16 protein-coding genes are annotated in these 15,521 nt (G+C 41.3%); 11 read left to right on the plus strand and 5 right to left on the minus strand.

The window, feature by feature from the left end; genetic code table 11:
- The 7 genes from QXE01_07720 to QXE01_07750 form a co-directional block, all read left to right on the plus strand.
- A partial coding sequence (locus QXE01_07720) for a prephenate dehydratase domain-containing protein (GenBank protein ID MEM4971121.1) occupies window positions 1-820 on the plus strand: 820 nt, incomplete at its 5' end.
- An 84-nt stretch (window positions 821-904) separates the two neighbouring features.
- Entirely contained in the window at window positions 905-2,668 is a 1,764-nt protein-coding gene (locus tag QXE01_07725; GenBank protein ID MEM4971122.1) for an ABC transporter substrate-binding protein, read from the plus strand.
- 4 nt (window positions 2,669-2,672) lie between these two features.
- A complete protein-coding gene (locus QXE01_07730) occupies window positions 2,673-3,599 on the plus strand; it encodes an ABC transporter permease (protein ID MEM4971123.1) in 927 nt (308 codons plus the stop codon).
- Window positions 3,599-4,534, plus strand: a complete 936-nt coding sequence (locus tag QXE01_07735; protein ID MEM4971124.1) for an ABC transporter permease — start codon at window positions 3,599-3,601, stop codon at window positions 4,532-4,534. Before QXE01_07730 ends, QXE01_07735 begins: the two co-directional genes overlap by 1 nt.
- Window positions 4,524-5,495, plus strand: coding sequence for an ABC transporter ATP-binding protein (locus tag QXE01_07740; protein MEM4971125.1), 972 nt, complete (start codon window positions 4,524-4,526; stop codon window positions 5,493-5,495). The genes QXE01_07735 and QXE01_07740 overlap by 11 nt, the downstream gene beginning before the upstream one ends.
- A gap of 11 nt (window positions 5,496-5,506) precedes the next feature.
- Complete coding sequence (locus tag QXE01_07745) at window positions 5,507-6,451, plus strand: ABC transporter ATP-binding protein (GenBank protein MEM4971126.1); 945 nt, start codon at window positions 5,507-5,509, stop codon at window positions 6,449-6,451.
- Between the two features lie 225 nt (window positions 6,452-6,676).
- The gene (locus tag QXE01_07750) at window positions 6,677-7,903 is read left to right on the plus strand and encodes a M20 family metallopeptidase (GenBank protein ID MEM4971127.1); all 1,227 of its coding nucleotides are present in this window, start codon (window positions 6,677-6,679) and stop codon (window positions 7,901-7,903) included.
- 126 nt (window positions 7,904-8,029) lie between these two features.
- Here QXE01_07750 and QXE01_07755 read toward each other — a convergent pair whose 3' ends face one another.
- Window positions 8,030-9,025, minus strand: coding sequence for a hypothetical protein (locus tag QXE01_07755; protein ID MEM4971128.1), 996 nt, complete (start codon window positions 9,023-9,025; stop codon window positions 8,030-8,032).
- Between the two features lie 470 nt (window positions 9,026-9,495).
- Between QXE01_07755 and QXE01_07760 the strand changes: the two genes are divergently transcribed.
- Complete coding sequence (locus QXE01_07760; protein ID MEM4971129.1) at window positions 9,496-10,278, plus strand: ATP/GTP-binding protein; 783 nt, start codon at window positions 9,496-9,498, stop codon at window positions 10,276-10,278.
- A 52-nt stretch (window positions 10,279-10,330) separates the two neighbouring features.
- Entirely contained in the window at window positions 10,331-11,215 is an 885-nt protein-coding gene (locus QXE01_07765) for a geranylgeranylglycerol-phosphate geranylgeranyltransferase (GenBank protein ID MEM4971130.1), read from the plus strand.
- Window positions 11,216-11,769: 554 nt separating this feature from the next.
- Here QXE01_07765 and QXE01_07770 read toward each other — a convergent pair.
- The 3 genes from QXE01_07770 to QXE01_07780 all read right to left on the minus strand — a co-directional run bounded on the left by QXE01_07770 (window position 11,770) and on the right by QXE01_07780 (window position 13,215).
- Entirely contained in the window at window positions 11,770-12,489 is a 720-nt protein-coding gene (locus QXE01_07770; protein MEM4971131.1) for a PA14 domain-containing protein, read from the minus strand.
- A gap of 166 nt (window positions 12,490-12,655) precedes the next feature.
- On the minus strand, window positions 12,656-12,985 hold the full coding sequence (locus tag QXE01_07775; GenBank protein ID MEM4971132.1) for a hypothetical protein: 330 nt from the start codon (window positions 12,983-12,985) through the stop codon (window positions 12,656-12,658).
- The gene (locus tag QXE01_07780) at window positions 12,985-13,215 is read right to left on the minus strand and encodes a hypothetical protein (protein MEM4971133.1); all 231 of its coding nucleotides are present in this window, start codon (window positions 13,213-13,215) and stop codon (window positions 12,985-12,987) included. Before QXE01_07780 ends, QXE01_07775 begins: the two co-directional genes overlap by 1 nt.
- A gap of 68 nt (window positions 13,216-13,283) precedes the next feature.
- On the opposite strand from QXE01_07780, the gene QXE01_07785 reads away from it, so the two are divergent.
- Window positions 13,284-13,673, plus strand: coding sequence for a hypothetical protein (locus QXE01_07785; GenBank protein ID MEM4971134.1), 390 nt, complete (start codon window positions 13,284-13,286; stop codon window positions 13,671-13,673).
- Between the two features lie 8 nt (window positions 13,674-13,681).
- Here the strand turns inward: QXE01_07785 and QXE01_07790 are convergent, their stop codons facing one another.
- Complete coding sequence (locus QXE01_07790; protein MEM4971135.1) at window positions 13,682-13,957, minus strand: hypothetical protein; 276 nt, start codon at window positions 13,955-13,957, stop codon at window positions 13,682-13,684.
- Window positions 13,958-14,848: 891 nt separating this feature from the next.
- Between QXE01_07790 and QXE01_07795 the strand changes: the two genes are divergently transcribed.
- Window positions 14,849-15,521 (plus strand): aminotransferase class I/II-fold pyridoxal phosphate-dependent enzyme (locus QXE01_07795; protein ID MEM4971136.1); only part of this gene is annotated, 673 nt, incomplete at its 3' end.

Raw genomic sequence — 15,521 nt, forward strand, 5'->3', positions numbered from 1 at the left:
GTATCCATGGTTTATATACCCTTTAACCCCGTATATACTAGAAAGCACTATGAAGATCGGGTTTCTGGGGCCTGAGAAGTCATTCACTTGGGAGGCTGCTGTGAGATCCCTCGCTGGGGAATATATAGCTATGGATAGTATTTCAAGCGTATTTGAGGGTGTTGAGAAGGGATATATAGATCTAGGGGTTGTGCCATATATAAACAGTCTTGAGGGGCCTGTGGGCGAGGTTATAGATAACCTAGCAACCAGAGATCCATTTATAATAAGGGTTGTTGAGATGAAGATAACGTTATGCCTAGCAGCTAGGGGGGTTCCAAAGATTATATATACACATCCCCATGCAGCTGGCCAGGCTAGGAGGAAAATATCCGAGCTCGGGGCACAGGTGATCTTTACTAGAAGCACCTCAGAAGCCGTTGAGATCTTTAAAAGGGGGTGTATTGACTGCGGCGTTATAGCATCTCCAAAGGCTATGGAGGATATAGAGGATAAGATCTGTGGGATCGAGGATGGAGATAGTAGAACTAGATTCGCTATTATCTCGATGAGTAGAAAGCCTCTGGGGAGATACACACATACAGCAATAATATTCACAGTACCCAATAGACCTGGAGCCCTCTACAGGGCTCTCTCACCAATAGCTGAGGCATCTATAAACATGAGCTTCATATACTCCAGACCAACAAGACTATCGCCATGGCAGTACTTCTTCCTAGCAGAGCTCGAATGTTATGAATGTGATGAGGCCTTGGATAATATGAAGAGATACACAACATCCCTTAAAATAGTAGGTAAATATGCTATAGAGAGCATTTAAACATTACTATCTAGCTCAGCTTAATATGGTTATATGAAGATTTATATTTCTTAGAGCTAAACTCGATACTGGAGGTGATTTCTAGTGGTATCTCAGCAAAGATTAATAGGTGTTATAATAGCAATAATAATACTAGTAGGCATTATAGCCTTCATAGCATTCATGCCTAGAGCGCCTATACAGGAGGCTCCTAAGGTTACAACCCCTGTTACAATTCCCACCATGGCGACAACACCGGTTAGAGAGCAGGTCACAGCTATAACTACGCCACAATATGCAACCCCTACAACTCCAACTTCGTCTAGAGATGTTCTTAGGGTTGCTATAGGCACGGATCTAGATACCCTCGATCCTCATGATCAGACAACGAATCTTGTGGAAAATGTGATAATGCATGTATGCGATAGACTATTCGATAGAGATGTTAATGGGAATCTAGTCCCAATGCTTGCAACGAAGCTGGATGTTTCAAGTGATGGGCTAACCTATACAATCTATCTCAGGCAGGGGGTGAAATTCCATAACGGGGAGATCCTAACAGCTGATACTGTTAAGCTGAACTTTGACAGGATCTTCAATGCTTCAGCTAAGAAGAGGCTGTCAGCATATTTACCCAATATACAATCATATAGAGTGATCAACGACACAGTGTTTGAGATAAAGCTTTCGAAACCCTTTGCACCCTTTGCGATGTCCCTCTCCCTAGTATATATCCTTGCTAGAGAGGCTATAGAGAAATATGGAGATATCCTATCAAAAGATCCTAGAGGTCTGATCTGCACAGGGCCATTCAGGATGGTTGAGTGGGTTAAGGGTACGAGGGTTGTTCTAGAGAGGTTTGATGGCTATTGGGGAGGTGTTGTCCCTCTCAAGAGGATTATCTTCTATATAGTGCCTGAAGAATCCACTAGAGAGGCTATGTTATTAGCTGGCGATGTAGATCTGGTTTTCTGGCCTCCTCTAGCATCTCTGCCCAGGCTTAACCAGACCCAGGGGATAAAGATCATTCAGTACCCCACATATAGGTATGTCATGCTGAACTTTAACTTCGACTACCCAGCTTTCCAGGATAAGAGGGTGAGGCAGGCTCTGAACTATGCTATAGATAAGGAGGCAATTGTGTCTAGAATTTTCTATGGTACTGCTACAATTGTTAAGAGCCCATGGCAGATAGGGATGTTCGGCTATAGTGAGGTGGGCTATTATAAATACGATCCCCAGAAGGCTAAGCAGCTCTTGGAAGAAGCCGGATTTACCCCAGGGCCTGATGGGATCCTTATACACCCCCAGTATGGTAAGTTCTCTATAAAAATGGTTCATATGAAGGGAAGATTCCCTGGTGATGTGGAGCTGGCACAGGCTATTCAGGGGTATCTGAGAAGCATAGGGATCGATGTAGAGCTTGTAACAGGTGATTGGCCCTGGTACATCAATACCATATACAGCTCTCCCTCTGACAAGGCTAAGAATGGATACTACCTGTTCCAGAGAAGCTGGGGACCCAACATACCTGATCCATACTATACGATCTACTTCCTATATAGCTGTGAAATGTGGGTTGGGCCTGATAAGACACAGCATAAGGGTATAAACCTAACCTCTGCTGGAAGAAATATAGGGTATTACTGTAATAGAGAGTTTGAGAGTCTCTTGAAATCCTATATCACAGAAGTAGATGAGGCTAAGAGGCTGGAGCTGGCCAGGGCTATGGCGAGGATTCTATGGGATGACGCGCCAGCTGTATTCCTATTCCAGCTAAATATATTTGTAGCAGCTAAGTCAAACCTAGAGGGGCTTGTCTTCGTTCCTGGAGAGCAGATTTACCTAGCTAAAGCATATTTCAGGTGATCCCTTGGGCTCCCTCACAACATATATAGTGAAGAGGTCGCTAGCAGCTATACCAACGCTAATTGGAGCTGCAACCCTGATCTTTTTTCTTGTAAGGGTATTACCAGGGGATCCTGTTCATATACTGGCTGGTGAACAGACAAGCCCTGAGATCATTGAGAGGCTTAGATCCGAATTTGGATTAGATAAACCTATATATATTCAATATTTTCTCTATCTAAAATCTATTTTCACCCTTGATTTCGGTACCTCTTATAGGACATATACACCTGTGATCTCAGAGATACTATCTAGGTTTCCCAATACAGTTATCCTAGCATTATCAGCTATGGCTATATCGATTTCCCTAGGAATAGTTCTCGGGATAATAATGGCCCTAAGAGCTGGAACTATATTGGATAGGGCTTTACTAATATTTACAAGCATCTATGTCTCCATGCCTGTTTTCTGGCTGGGTCTTATACTCATATATATATTTGCTGTACAGCTAAAGCTATTACCCGCAGGGGGCATCGGTTCTCCGGCACATATAGTGCTACCATCAATAGCGCTTAGCCATACGCCCCTCTCCTATATAGCTAGGATTACTAGATCATCTATGTTAGAGGTAATGTCTCAGGACCATGTTAGGATGGCAGTTGCTAGGGGGATGCCTATAAGGGTTATTATATTTAATCATGTTCTGAGAAACTCACTGATAAACGTTATAACAGTTATAGGCTATTTCGTAGGCGTTCTTCTAGGGGGTGCTGTAGTTACAGAGACCGTGTTTGCCTATCCAGGGATCGGGAGGCTGTTGATCGAGTCTATTGCTGCTAGGGACTATGTAATGGTGCAGGGAATAGTAATATTTATAACATTCATATTTATACTTGTAAACCTAGCTGTAGATATTATCTATAGGATCATAGATCCTAGGGTGAGGCTGTGATGGGTATAGAACGGTATGGAATATATCTCCCACATCTATCGAGGATCTATAGGTTTATAGCTAGAGATAAATTCCTCTTGGCCTTCTTCATAGTATTGGTTTCTATAGTTATTATGTCAGCATTGGCAGACCTGATAGCTCCCAGCGATCCCTATAGGATCAACTTAGCTGAAAAGCTGAGTCCGCCCTCGCTTAGCCATATAATGGGGACAGACCAGCTTGGTAGGGATCTCTTCAGCAGAATTCTATATGGGGGGAGATATACCCTTATGCTTAGTGCCGCATCCATAGCATTAGCGCTCCTCATAGGCTTGGCTGTGGGAACGATCTCTGGTTATTATAGGGGGTGGTTAGATCTTGTAGTACAAAGGATCGTGGATATCCTAATGGCTTTTCCAACAATAGTCTTGGCTATAGCCCTAGCCACATTTATAGGTTCAAAACCTGAAACACTTGTAATAGCTGTTGGCATAGCGGAATCCCCCTTCATGGTGAGGGTTATAAGGAGCGCGGTGCTGGGTATAAGGGAGATGCCATATATAGAAGCTGTTAAGCTTATGGGCTACAGCGATCTATATGTGATCGCTAGACATGTGATACCAAATATAGTTTACGTAATAATACCCCAGACAACATTGCAGATGGGGTCGGCTATCCTAACTATTGCAGCCCTTGGTTTTCTAGGTATAGGGATAAAGCCTCCAACCCCTGAATGGGGATCAATGCTTAATGAGGCGAGAACCTATTTAATGGATCATCCACATCTACTAGTGTTTCCAGGCCTCATGATATTTCTAGCTATAGTTAGCTTCAATATAATTGGGGAGGGATTAAGAAACATTTTAGATCCTAAGGCAAGGGTTACATACAATATCATTGGAGTAAGAACTGGCTCTATATTTAGAAAGCCTAGTGGTGATAGGCATGGAGGGTAATGAATATCTATTAAGCATCAAATCCCTTACAATAGGCTATTTAACTGAGAAAGGTATTTTAAAGGCTGTAAAGGATGTAGATCTCTATGTGGGAAGGGGCGAGGGTGTTTGTGTTGTAGGGGAATCAGGATCTGGAAAGACTACTCTTGCCAACGCTATATTGGGGATCCTCCCGCCTAATGCGATAGTGCTTGGAGGCTCGATAGTTTTTGAAGGTATAGATCTTTTAAGGGTGGATCAAAGACTCAGAGCCTCTATACTTGGTGTAAAAATAGGTCTAGTTCCTCAGAACCCTTCCTCCTCATTAAACCCAATACTTAGGATTGAGGATCAGTTCTGCGAGATATTGAAATATAGAAGGGGTATTAAAGATAGACATCGATGTAGAGAGATTACGGAAGAGCTTTTAAGCAAAACAGGGATCAGAGATCCCGATCGTGTGATGAAGCAGTATCCTCACCAGCTTAGCGGGGGTATGAAGCAAAGGGTTTTAATAGCAATGGCTCTATCAACTTCTCCTAAGCTTATAGTTGCTGATGAGCCAACATCAATGCTAGATGCAACTATCCAGGCACAGATATTAGATGTGCTTTCAGATATAAAGAGAGGAGGTCTATCGATCTTAATGATCACACACGATCTCGGTGTTGCGGAGCGAATATGTGAGAGGATCTATATAATGTACTATGGCGAGATCATGGAGTTTGGAAGTGTAGATAAGATTATGAGTAAGCCTCTCCATCCATATACAAAGATGCTCTTAGAACATGCATTCCTCGGATTCAAGTCAAGTGGTAGGAAGGAGACTCAGTATAGAGGTGTAGAAGATCTTAAGATCTATGGGAATGAGGACGAATGTATATTTAGCCCTAGATGCCCCTACGCCTTTAACAGATGTTTTGTTGAGAAGCCAAAGATGTTGGGAGATAGTAATAGCGGTGTTAAATGTTTTCTATATTAGGGGTATCTAATATGTTATCCATAATGGTACTAGAGAATGTTTATAAATACTATCCAGCGGTAGAGACTATCTATAGAAAGCCGAATCTATATATAAAGGCTGTTGATGGTGTGAGCCTAGAGATAAGGGAGGGTGAGGTATTAGGGATAGTAGGTGAATCTGGATGTGGAAAGACTACTTTAGCGAGAATAGCTGCTGGACTCCTTAAACCTGATAAGGGTAGGGTTCTGTTTAGGGGTATAGATATATATTCAAGCAAAATTAGTAAGGAGTTAAGGAAGAAGATCCAAATGATCTATCAAGATCCTGAGGTCTCGCTAGATCCGAGATATAGTGTTAGGAAAACATTAGAGGAGGCGTTGAGGGCTTCTAGAAGGGATATGAGAGAGATCCTAGATCTATTGAGGATATTGAGACTTCCAGGCGATATATTGGATAAAATCCCGCAACAGCTCTCAGGCGGGCAGAAGCAGAGGGTTGCAATAGCAAGAGCAATAGCTATGAGGCCTGAGCTTCTAATAGCTGATGAGCCAACCTCGGCCCTTGATGTAACGACAAGAACACAGATCCTCAATATATTATTAGATCTAAATAGGGAATATGGTATAACGATCGTGTTGATAACACACGATCTCGGGGTCGCTGCTTATTTAAGCGATCGTATAGCAGTCATGTATTTGGGCAAAATAGTAGAGGTTGGGAAAACCGAAGAAGTTATTAAAGAGCCTCTCCACCCATATACCATGACATTGATCTCATCAAGTCCTTCAGCATCTAGACTATCAAAAGCCTCTCTAAAGCCCGTTGGAGAGGTAGCATCGTTGAGAGAGATTCCACATGGCTGTAGATTCCATCCGAGGTGCCCGTTTGCCATGGATATATGTAGGAGGGAGGAGCCCCCGTATTTCCAGATAGATAAGGATCATATATCGGCGTGCTGGCTACATAAGGGTTAAAAACCGCTAATTTCGAGCCAAGTTATATATTTAGTTATTAAATAAATATAACCCATTGTAGCCACTAGTATGGCACTATTATATATTATTAATATTGAAGGCATTAGCAAGTCTCTTTGAATATTTAGTGGATTTCAAAAGCCTCTTGATCTTTGCTATTAAATGCTTAGGTGGTTCAGTCGTACTAGATTTAAAATGCTTTGAAAATAGTATTAGAGGATAGCCATGGATGAATATACGAGATATGCGGTTGAGGTTCTATCTGAGATCATAAGAATACCAACTGTGAATCCACCTGGTTTTGAATATAAAAGATGTGCCGAGGCTCTATCAAAGAGACTGGCTGAGATAGGCTTTGAGGTTGATGTGATCGAGATACCGGATGAGTATCTAGATAAATACTATCCATATTCTCCACAGCACAAGGGATATCCAAGGCTTTTAGTATATGGTAAGAGGGGAAGGGGTGGCAGGGTTTTGCACTTTAATGGGCATTATGATGTTGTTCCCCCTGGTAGCGGGTGGACTAAGGATCCATTTGTGCCTGTGATAGAGGGGGATAGGATCTATGGTAGAGGTTCCACTGATATGAAGGGAGGGATCGCGGCTGTTATAGCTGCGCTCAAGAAGATCCATGATCAGGGGTTTGATAGAAACCTCACAATAGAAGCTCTATTCGTACCTGATGAAGAGGCAGGCGGGGTTGGGACTAGATATTATGTGGAAAAAATATCCAGAGCTCCTGATTATGTAGTAGTTGCTGAGCCAAGCTCATCCACAAGACTTGTTATAGGGCATAAGGGCCTTATAAGGGGGGTTGTAAGTGTATATGGAAAGCAGGCCCATGGAAGTGCTCCATGGCTTGGTGAAAACGCCTTTCTAAATGCTTCAAAGCTTGCCCTTAGATTTATGGAGCTATATAATCCCATCCTCGCCAGTAGGGTGACAAGGGCGCCGGTAGATGAGGAGAGGGCTGGACATCCAACTATAAACCTGGGCGGCTATGCTGAATCTTTATCTAGGAAAGATAACACGGTTCCAGGGGAGTTTGTCTTTAGCATAGATAGAAGGGTGATTCCTGAGGAGAATTTAGATCAAGTGATCAGCGAGCTGGAGGAGATTTTGAGGAAGGCATCAGAGGATACTAGGGTGAGACACGAGCTCAGAATCTTAAGCGCCGTACCGCCCTCTCTAACACCGCAAGACTCTCTATTGGTTAAAGTCAGCGATACATGTATAGAAAAGGTTTTAAAAGTAAGACCAAGGATCTCTATAAGCACTGGGAGGAATGATAGCGTCTACTATAGGTTAAAAGGATCTGAGGTAATAACATATGGCCCAGGTGTCGAAGGAATAGCCCATATGCCTGATGAATATAACTCTATCCAAGAGATTAGCAGATCTATAGATGTATATCTATGTATAGCAAGCTCTCTCGAGAAACTAGTTTGAAGATCTCTATAACAAGGGGAAATCATGTTAGAGAGTTTTCTATCGAAAATTATTATTATAATATTTCAATAACCCAGATGCTAGATAGTGAAGTGGGTTCAAAATCTACGGCTATTTGCTAAAACATCAACCTGGTAATACGTAGCCCCCACATTCCCTAGTTCCCACAGCTATCCTGTATCTCTCCCCAGGCATTATGATCTGGAGAAGACCACTTATCCTTAGAACCCCACCTCTATAGAGTATCGGCGAGTATGTCCCCTCAAAGAGGATTACTTCATCCACCCTCTGCACCTCGGGCGGGGCATCCAAAACCCTATCTATATAGGCTCTACCTGGGTATTGGAGGGCGCTGCATTGTTGTGGGGAAACCTCTATTTTTGATACCACGCATTTACCCGTGCTTATAGCTATCTCCTCGCCATATCTACGTATCTCCTCGGGAAATACGAAGGTTGTTTCAACACCTCTGAATATGATTCTCCTATAGGGGCTATACATAGCCCTTCCGACATCTAGAGGTACTCCATGTAGCTTCGAGATATTACTTACCCATCTCTCAAGATCCCTCCCAGATAGAGGCTTCCCTATCTCTCCAGCCTTTTCATATATTTTAGAGGCGTTTACACAACCATATACTATGATATCTATATCGCTTCTCCCCACAGAATGGAAAGAGCCTAGAAGGCTTCCCCCAACACCTATGTTACCCAGGGATATACCGGTGATTCTTTTTACATCATCTATAAGCTCTGATGCAATAGCTTCAAGAGGATCTCGAGGTCTAACATATATCTCATAACCCCTCTCCTCAGGCAATAGATGCTTCCAAATATCTAGATACCCTATAGTGGGCATCTCAGCACCATATACAGGATCCCACGAGCTAGGTTGATACGATCTAAAGACCCTCTCAACATATGATACTGAGTACCTCTCAACAACCCTTTGAAGCGGGATCCCCATCAGTATCCAAATAGACTGTGCATCTCGATCCTTAATGGGCACATATTTCACATAGGTAAATATCCTTCCAGGGGGGTGTGTTGAGCCAAATACTATATGGATCTTCAGATCTCTATCGATGATCATATCATGATCTATGGGCTCTCTACGGATCATAACTAGCCCTGAGAGATTAAATACTCTCTATATTTATATCCTGTGGCTATCTAATTCTCTGTTTAGACCCATGGTTATTTATTTTAGATCTGGCTCTTTCTCAAAACACTCATATATGTGGGATCATCCGTTTCTGAGCGAGCATCACTTAGTAGGTCTTAAGGAGTTTCTACCTCTTGCTTCTGAAGACAGCAGAGATATCCTTGAGAAGGGTGATACTCGATATCATGATCGCTAATGTTTAAAAAGCTTTGGCTAAGCCAGTGATTCTCAGCATATAGCTTTTTGAGAACTTCTGGCTCATACGCCGCTGCTTTATAATTAGAAGCTTTGCCCTTCAGTGTAGGATGGAGATAAGTTGTAACTGAAAACCTATCCTATTTAAGCGGATCTACTATCACGGTTTTACTAAAGCTATTATGGTTTTCTGCTTTTAATATTTGCTTTTACATAAGGTTTTGTGGGAGAATATGCCGTATTTTATCTATCTGGTTGGACCTGCAGGATCTGGGAAGACTACTTTAGCAATGAGTCTTAGCGAGTGGATGGTCGCTAATCAGCTGGATGTCTCTATTATAAATATGGATCCCGCTGCTGAGAGCCTACCATATACGCCTGACATAGATATAAGGAGGTTTGTAAATGCTAGAGATATAATGTATAAATTTAACCTTGGCCCTAATGGTGCTTTAATAGCTTCTGTTGATATGTCGATAAATCATCTAGACGCTATAAAGGATATGGTTGAGGAGAGGAAGGCTAACTATTATATAATAGATACACCGGGTCAGATGGAGATCTTTGCCTTTAGACCTGCAGGCCCCCTTATTGTGGAGAGGCTGTCCGAGGGCTCTAACTCCTTAGTATTATTTCTTATAGATATGTTTATGGCTAGCAGGGCCTCTTCGCTAGCATCCCTCCTCTTTCTATTCCTCTCCACATGGCTTAGACTTAGGAGGCCACAGATTCTTGTTTTGACAAAAACGGATCTATATCCAGAGGACGTTGTATCGAATGTCCTCTCGTGGATCGAGGACCCATATTCCCTTCTCGAGAGTGCTAGGAGGGAGGGAGTCTCGGGCTATGAGGAGGAGATCATATCAGGTTTATCTGAAAGCATTCTCCAGAATATAGATGCTATACCGGTCTCTGCCGTAACATGGAGGGGGCTAGATAATCTATACGCACTTATCCAAAGAGTACTAGCTGGTGGAGAGGACTACTATACAGAGGAGGCAAGTCCGAGGCTATAGACTCTATTATATAGCTTATAGTTATTAGAGGATCATATGCTGGGTGTATGTATTGACCCTCACCACTAGGATCAAGGCTGTTGTGATTATTACAAGGCCCCATAATGTTCTTATAACCCTCTTAGGGGTTGTTCTAGGAGCTTTGATTGCTGAGCAGAACGCATATAGAGATCCTATTTGGCTCTTAATCTCATCAACGCCAGCCCTTATGATTGCTGCAGGAGGCTATATAGTTAATGACTACTATGACATAGAAATAGATAGGAAGAGCAAGCCCTGGAGACCTCTTGTGAGGGGAGATATATCTCCTCAGACGGCTCTCCAGCTATCTATATTGCTAATCGTATTGGGATGTGTCATTGCATTTCTATTGCTTGGGTTTATCATAGGTGTTTTCGCCTCATTTAATGCCCTAATCACATACCTCTATAGTTGGAGGTTAAAAAGGTTAGGATTGATAGGCAATATAGCTGTTTCTCTCTTGAGCGCGAACTCTATTCTATATGGTGGGCTTATATACATGCTTAGATCAGGGGTGATCGAGTCTCTACCACTCCTGCTAATACCATGGAGCTTCGCCATGGTTATGAGCCTTTCGAGGGAGATTGTAAAGGGTATAGAGGATATTGAGGGTGATAGGGCATATGGTATTAGGACAATAGCTGTTACGAGGGGATATAGATTTGCATCTATAATATCCACGCTTCTCCTAGCAATACTCCTAACAATAGTGGGTATACCATTCATCATAAAGCAATCCATAGTATATATAGCTCTAGCAACAACCTCAATAGCTATTTTCCTAGCATCAACAATCAGAATCGCGGCATCTAAAAACATCGGAGATGCTATTAAAAGGGCATCACTCTCCAGAAGCGTCTCCAAACTATCCCTCCTCCTAGGAACAATAGCCTTTATAACATGGGCCCTTACCTAGGATCAGCTATTCGTAGTAGCAAATAAATCTTACCTATTATCAATATATCTATTATTTTTCAACTCTTTTTAGGTGTATCTATGCTTGATAGGCATGAATACATGAGATAGATTGGCTCTGCTAAGAGGACTTTAGAATCTGTTTATGGTGATCTAGAAACGGGATAATAGTTAGAGATGATTATAATATAAAAGATCTTATACGTGAGACAACCTAATACTAAGCTTATATCTCACACCGTGTCACATTTCGGATCTCTATTTAAAGCTATCCAATTTATACTGCCTATCGCATTTCTAGATCACTTTATACTTAAAAACACCCCCTTAGAATATGAGATCTTTTTGCCTATATTACGGCTTTAATGTTTAATTTAATTTGTTTAATAGAATATTTCATTATATGCGAGGATACATCTATTTACTATGCTAAAGGAATTTCAGGTTCAATCGATTCTAGCGATGCTATGGTATTTCTCATGATCATTAGTCTTCGAAGAGTATCAGTTAATAGGAAAGTGGTGAAGATTTAATTCTATAGTCTATAGTGTTTAGCTAGGCCTCTATGGATTCAAGGCTATATACATCACCTGGCCATATTTCGATATATGGGCTTATATATATTGGGTTATCATCTTCATCTAAGATCTTTATTATAGCCTCTACAGATCCTTCCCTATGACCTAGAGGTATCATTGCAAGACCACTTCTAAATATAGCCTCTCTTATCTCTCCCTCAATAGCGATTAAAACTTTATAATTTTTAGGAACACCTGTTATTATTATAGATCTGCTAGGTATTGAATAGAGATACCTAGAGGATATTATTTCATAGTTCTCGCCCTTTCCACTCCACCCAAGCCTTATCTTTCCGAAAGGCCCTTCATTATAGTATTCTAATCTAATCTTATGGGGGCCCTCTAAAAGGTCTAGGGGGTCTGAAATAGAGAACCCGGTACCTCTGCTCTCCCATCTATCAATAACGATCTCGTTATCTATATATAGCCGTGCACCATCATCTACATCTAGAAAAAATCTATAGCTTCCAGCGTCTGTGACATATAGATATCCCTCCCATACGGCTGCGAATGAGTTTAGCGGCACCCCTGGTGCCGGGTCATCTATCCATATAAAATTGATCTCTGGATCTATTCTTTCAAATGTTAAACCCCTCTCTATAGTATCATCTGGTGTGCATCCATCACAGATCTTCCCATATAGCCCTAGTAACCCATCATGTCTTCCACTCTTTATCTTCACCAATATATTCTTCATATAACCCCTAAGGTAATGCTTTCCCTGAAATGCTTTAAAGTGATTACCCATAAGACTTAGATCATTAATCGATCCCTAAATAAGGAGGGGATCCTTCTCTAAGTAGTTGGACGTATATCTCTAACCGTTAGGGGGTTAAGGAATTCACACTTATAATCTAGATCTTCTATGGGATATCCACATTATTTTGTTTTAATTTCGATATTATTTCTTTCTTCGAGAGCTCCTGATCTAGCTCTAATGTTTGGGGGTTAAATGGGGGTTTTGTGAGTACTGGGATTATCGTGCCTCCCTCTAGCTCTACGAATAGCTGTGGTAGCCATGCGAAGCCGAATTCATCTTTATCTCCGTATTGGTTTGCGAATACATAGTCCTCTTCTATTATTTTAAGCTCTACATTTAATAGTGTTGAGAGCCACTTAGCTATCTCTACGAAGAACTTGTGTTGGGGTTGATAGGTAGCTGTGTCTAGTATTACTCTCTGTACCTTAACCATTACTTCTTCTCCCCCGCCCCGCCCTTTGAGATCTCAACTATATTGTTGCATTTTATATTCTTCATTACTTCATCCAGTTTTTCCAGTGGAACTACATATGTGTATAGATATCTCTTGGTTCTAGCCTTTAGCTTCCCAACATTCTTCTTCTTATCCCTCACAACCCTACATTCTATAGCCTTCTCAGCTACCTTCTTAAACTCCTCAAGATCTTTGAGGAATATTGGCAAAATCACCACCTATCAACTTAATGGGTGGAGGCTAATAAGAAAGATAGGAAATATATAGATGAGGATCGATGATCCTAGCTATCATAGATACAAGCGCCTTTCTACTATTCTTCGAAAAACTATTTGATGTCATAGAACATCTGGATGAGGATCTAAATGAGAAAGCTGTATGTGCTACCACAGACTCCGTTATAAGAGAACTCCATAGACATATAGTGGAAAAGGGTAGAGGAGACTATGCTATGAAATACATTGAGAAAATCTATGAGAAGTGCTATATATACACACTATCTGAGGACTATGAAAAGGAAGAGGCAGATCCAGATATAATAAGGCTAGCTAGCGTTGCAGATGGCTATATATTAACACTAGATAAGGATCTAAAGAGAGAAGCTAGGAAACACGGGATAAAGCTGATAATATATAGGGATAGCAAGAAAATGCTAGAAATAGAATAGAAATAACATTAGCGAGAAAGCATATTTAGAGGAATATATGTGTGTAGTAGCAATAGTGTTGATATTATTGCAGAAACCACCATTGATAGATCTAATATATTTATACGTAGAGCTAGGCTTATCTTTAAAGCATGCTCTCTAGATGATGCTATAGTGATTAAAAAAATGATTTCAGCTATAAGGAATAATATTCCCATATATGTTGAAACCCTAGCTATATAGATCGTTATAGGGGTGTAGATAGCAATAACATATACCATTAAAAACCCTCTCAAGCTAGACATCTTTCCATTTAGAAGCTTTAAAATATGCCTGTAGAGGAGAGAGAGCAGCAAGCTATATATGAGCCCCAACTCTCCACTTCCCATGAAAAACACACATTATCTTAAATAGCTATAGAAGTTAAATATATCTTAGCAATATACGTTCCATACCGAAAAATATCTATGCTTTCTAGAGCGAAGAGGTCTATAAATATACCTCTTGTCAGAGCGTTCTCCTCTCATGGTATTTCTAATTACTTCTAGATATTTTTAGTTCCGTGAGTGGGGTTAGCCCTTGGTGTGGGATCAATAGCTTCACCCGCACCTCATGAGGCTCTGTCGAGCCCAACGCCGCAGGGCTCCCATCTGAGGAAAAATACTTCAAACCGATATTGATTGTACCAATTATATCTCTATCCATGATTAGTCCATTACTCGATCTAGCTAGTCTAAGCTGTATCTTTATTATCTTTATTCTTCTACCCCCCTCTCAACGCAACGCGAATCACAGGGGTATAATTTTTGATGGACCTCCTGCTAAATGGATCTCTAGAGGAGGAATATGCCTCGGACTCATTGTGTTTTAGAGCATAGTCTAGCATCTCAACAAGCATCTCTCTATATGCATCCTTAATCTCTCTAAGTGCTTCTTTACCAAACCTATTTGTCTAAGCCTCTAGAACAACTGTTCTCCTAAGGGTCTTTAACTGCCTCTCCAATCATTAACTAAATATTTTTAAAAGTATAGGTATTTAAATTTATAGCTGAGTCAGAAACAGCCTGGTTAGTCCTGTGCTAGCCCTAGATAGATGTTAAGAGTTGAAAGAAACATAGTAAAAGCGAAGGAATTGAGAATATCTTTTTTATATTATCTTAAATACCTCTAAGGGTCATCTATAGAGGTGTAGTTGATTGTCCAGCTCGCCTGTTGATGGGCTTAAACCGCTGATCCAGGATCTCAAGGGCGAGCTAGGCTTCATCTATATAGCTAGGGCTAGGGCCTTGAGGGAGAGGGGGTATAGGGTTATAAGTTTTGGTGTTGGGCAGCCTGACATACCAACATTTGATCATATAGTTGAGAGTGCTAAGAGGGCTCTAGATAAGAGGGTAACAGGTTATACAGAGACAGCTGGCATTCCCAGGCTTAGAAGGGCTTTTGCGGAGTATCTCAATGAGAGGTATGGTGCAGATGCTAAGGAGGATGAGGTTATAGTTACTACTGGTGCTAAGACAGCGATCTTCCTTGCAATAGCTTCCTATATATCGCCTGGTGACGAGGTGATAATACCAGAGCCAAGCTATCCTGCATATGGAGAGGTTGTGAGGTTCCTTGGAGGGATCCCTAGGTATGTGCCTCTAGAGTTTAGAGATCCTTCATCCGGGTTCCAGCTTGATATAGAGAAGCTGGAATCGATGATAGGTAAGAGGACGAAAATGATCGTGCTTAACAACCCGCATAACCCCACTGGATATGTGTTTCCACCGAAGGTTGTAGAGGAGATCTATAATCTAGCTCGTGAGAAAGGGTTATTGATACTAGCTGATGAGATCTATGATAACTTTGTATATGGTGAAACGGAGTTTA

It is taken from the genome of Sulfolobales archaeon (assembly GCA_038897115.1).
Taxonomy (GTDB): Archaea; Thermoproteota; Thermoprotei_A; order Sulfolobales; family AG1; genus AG1.

What these genes read in the sequence shown, in the direction of transcription:
- QXE01_07735 (MEM4971124.1), top strand. Translation starts at nt 3,599, where the DNA reads ATGGGTATAGAACGGTATGGAATATATCTCCCACATCTATCGAGGATC.
- QXE01_07740 (MEM4971125.1), top strand. Translation starts at nt 4,524, where the DNA reads ATGGAGGGTAATGAATATCTATTAAGCATCAAATCCCTTACAATAGGC.
- QXE01_07745 (MEM4971126.1), top strand. Translation starts at nt 5,507, where the DNA reads ATGTTATCCATAATGGTACTAGAGAATGTTTATAAATACTATCCAGCG.
- QXE01_07750 (MEM4971127.1), top strand. Translation starts at nt 6,677, where the DNA reads ATGGATGAATATACGAGATATGCGGTTGAGGTTCTATCTGAGATCATA.
- QXE01_07755 (MEM4971128.1), bottom strand. Translation starts at nt 9,025, where the DNA reads ATGATCCGTAGAGAGCCCATAGATCATGATATGATCATCGATAGAGAT.
- QXE01_07760 (MEM4971129.1), top strand. Translation starts at nt 9,496, where the DNA reads ATGCCGTATTTTATCTATCTGGTTGGACCTGCAGGATCTGGGAAGACT.
- QXE01_07770 (MEM4971131.1), bottom strand. Translation starts at nt 12,489, where the DNA reads ATGAAGAATATATTGGTGAAGATAAAGAGTGGAAGACATGATGGGTTA.
- QXE01_07775 (MEM4971132.1), bottom strand. Translation starts at nt 12,985, where the DNA reads ATGGTTAAGGTACAGAGAGTAATACTAGACACAGCTACCTATCAACCC.
- QXE01_07785 (MEM4971134.1), top strand. Translation starts at nt 13,284, where the DNA reads ATGATCCTAGCTATCATAGATACAAGCGCCTTTCTACTATTCTTCGAA.
- QXE01_07790 (MEM4971135.1), bottom strand. Translation starts at nt 13,957, where the DNA reads ATGTCTAGCTTGAGAGGGTTTTTAATGGTATATGTTATTGCTATCTAC.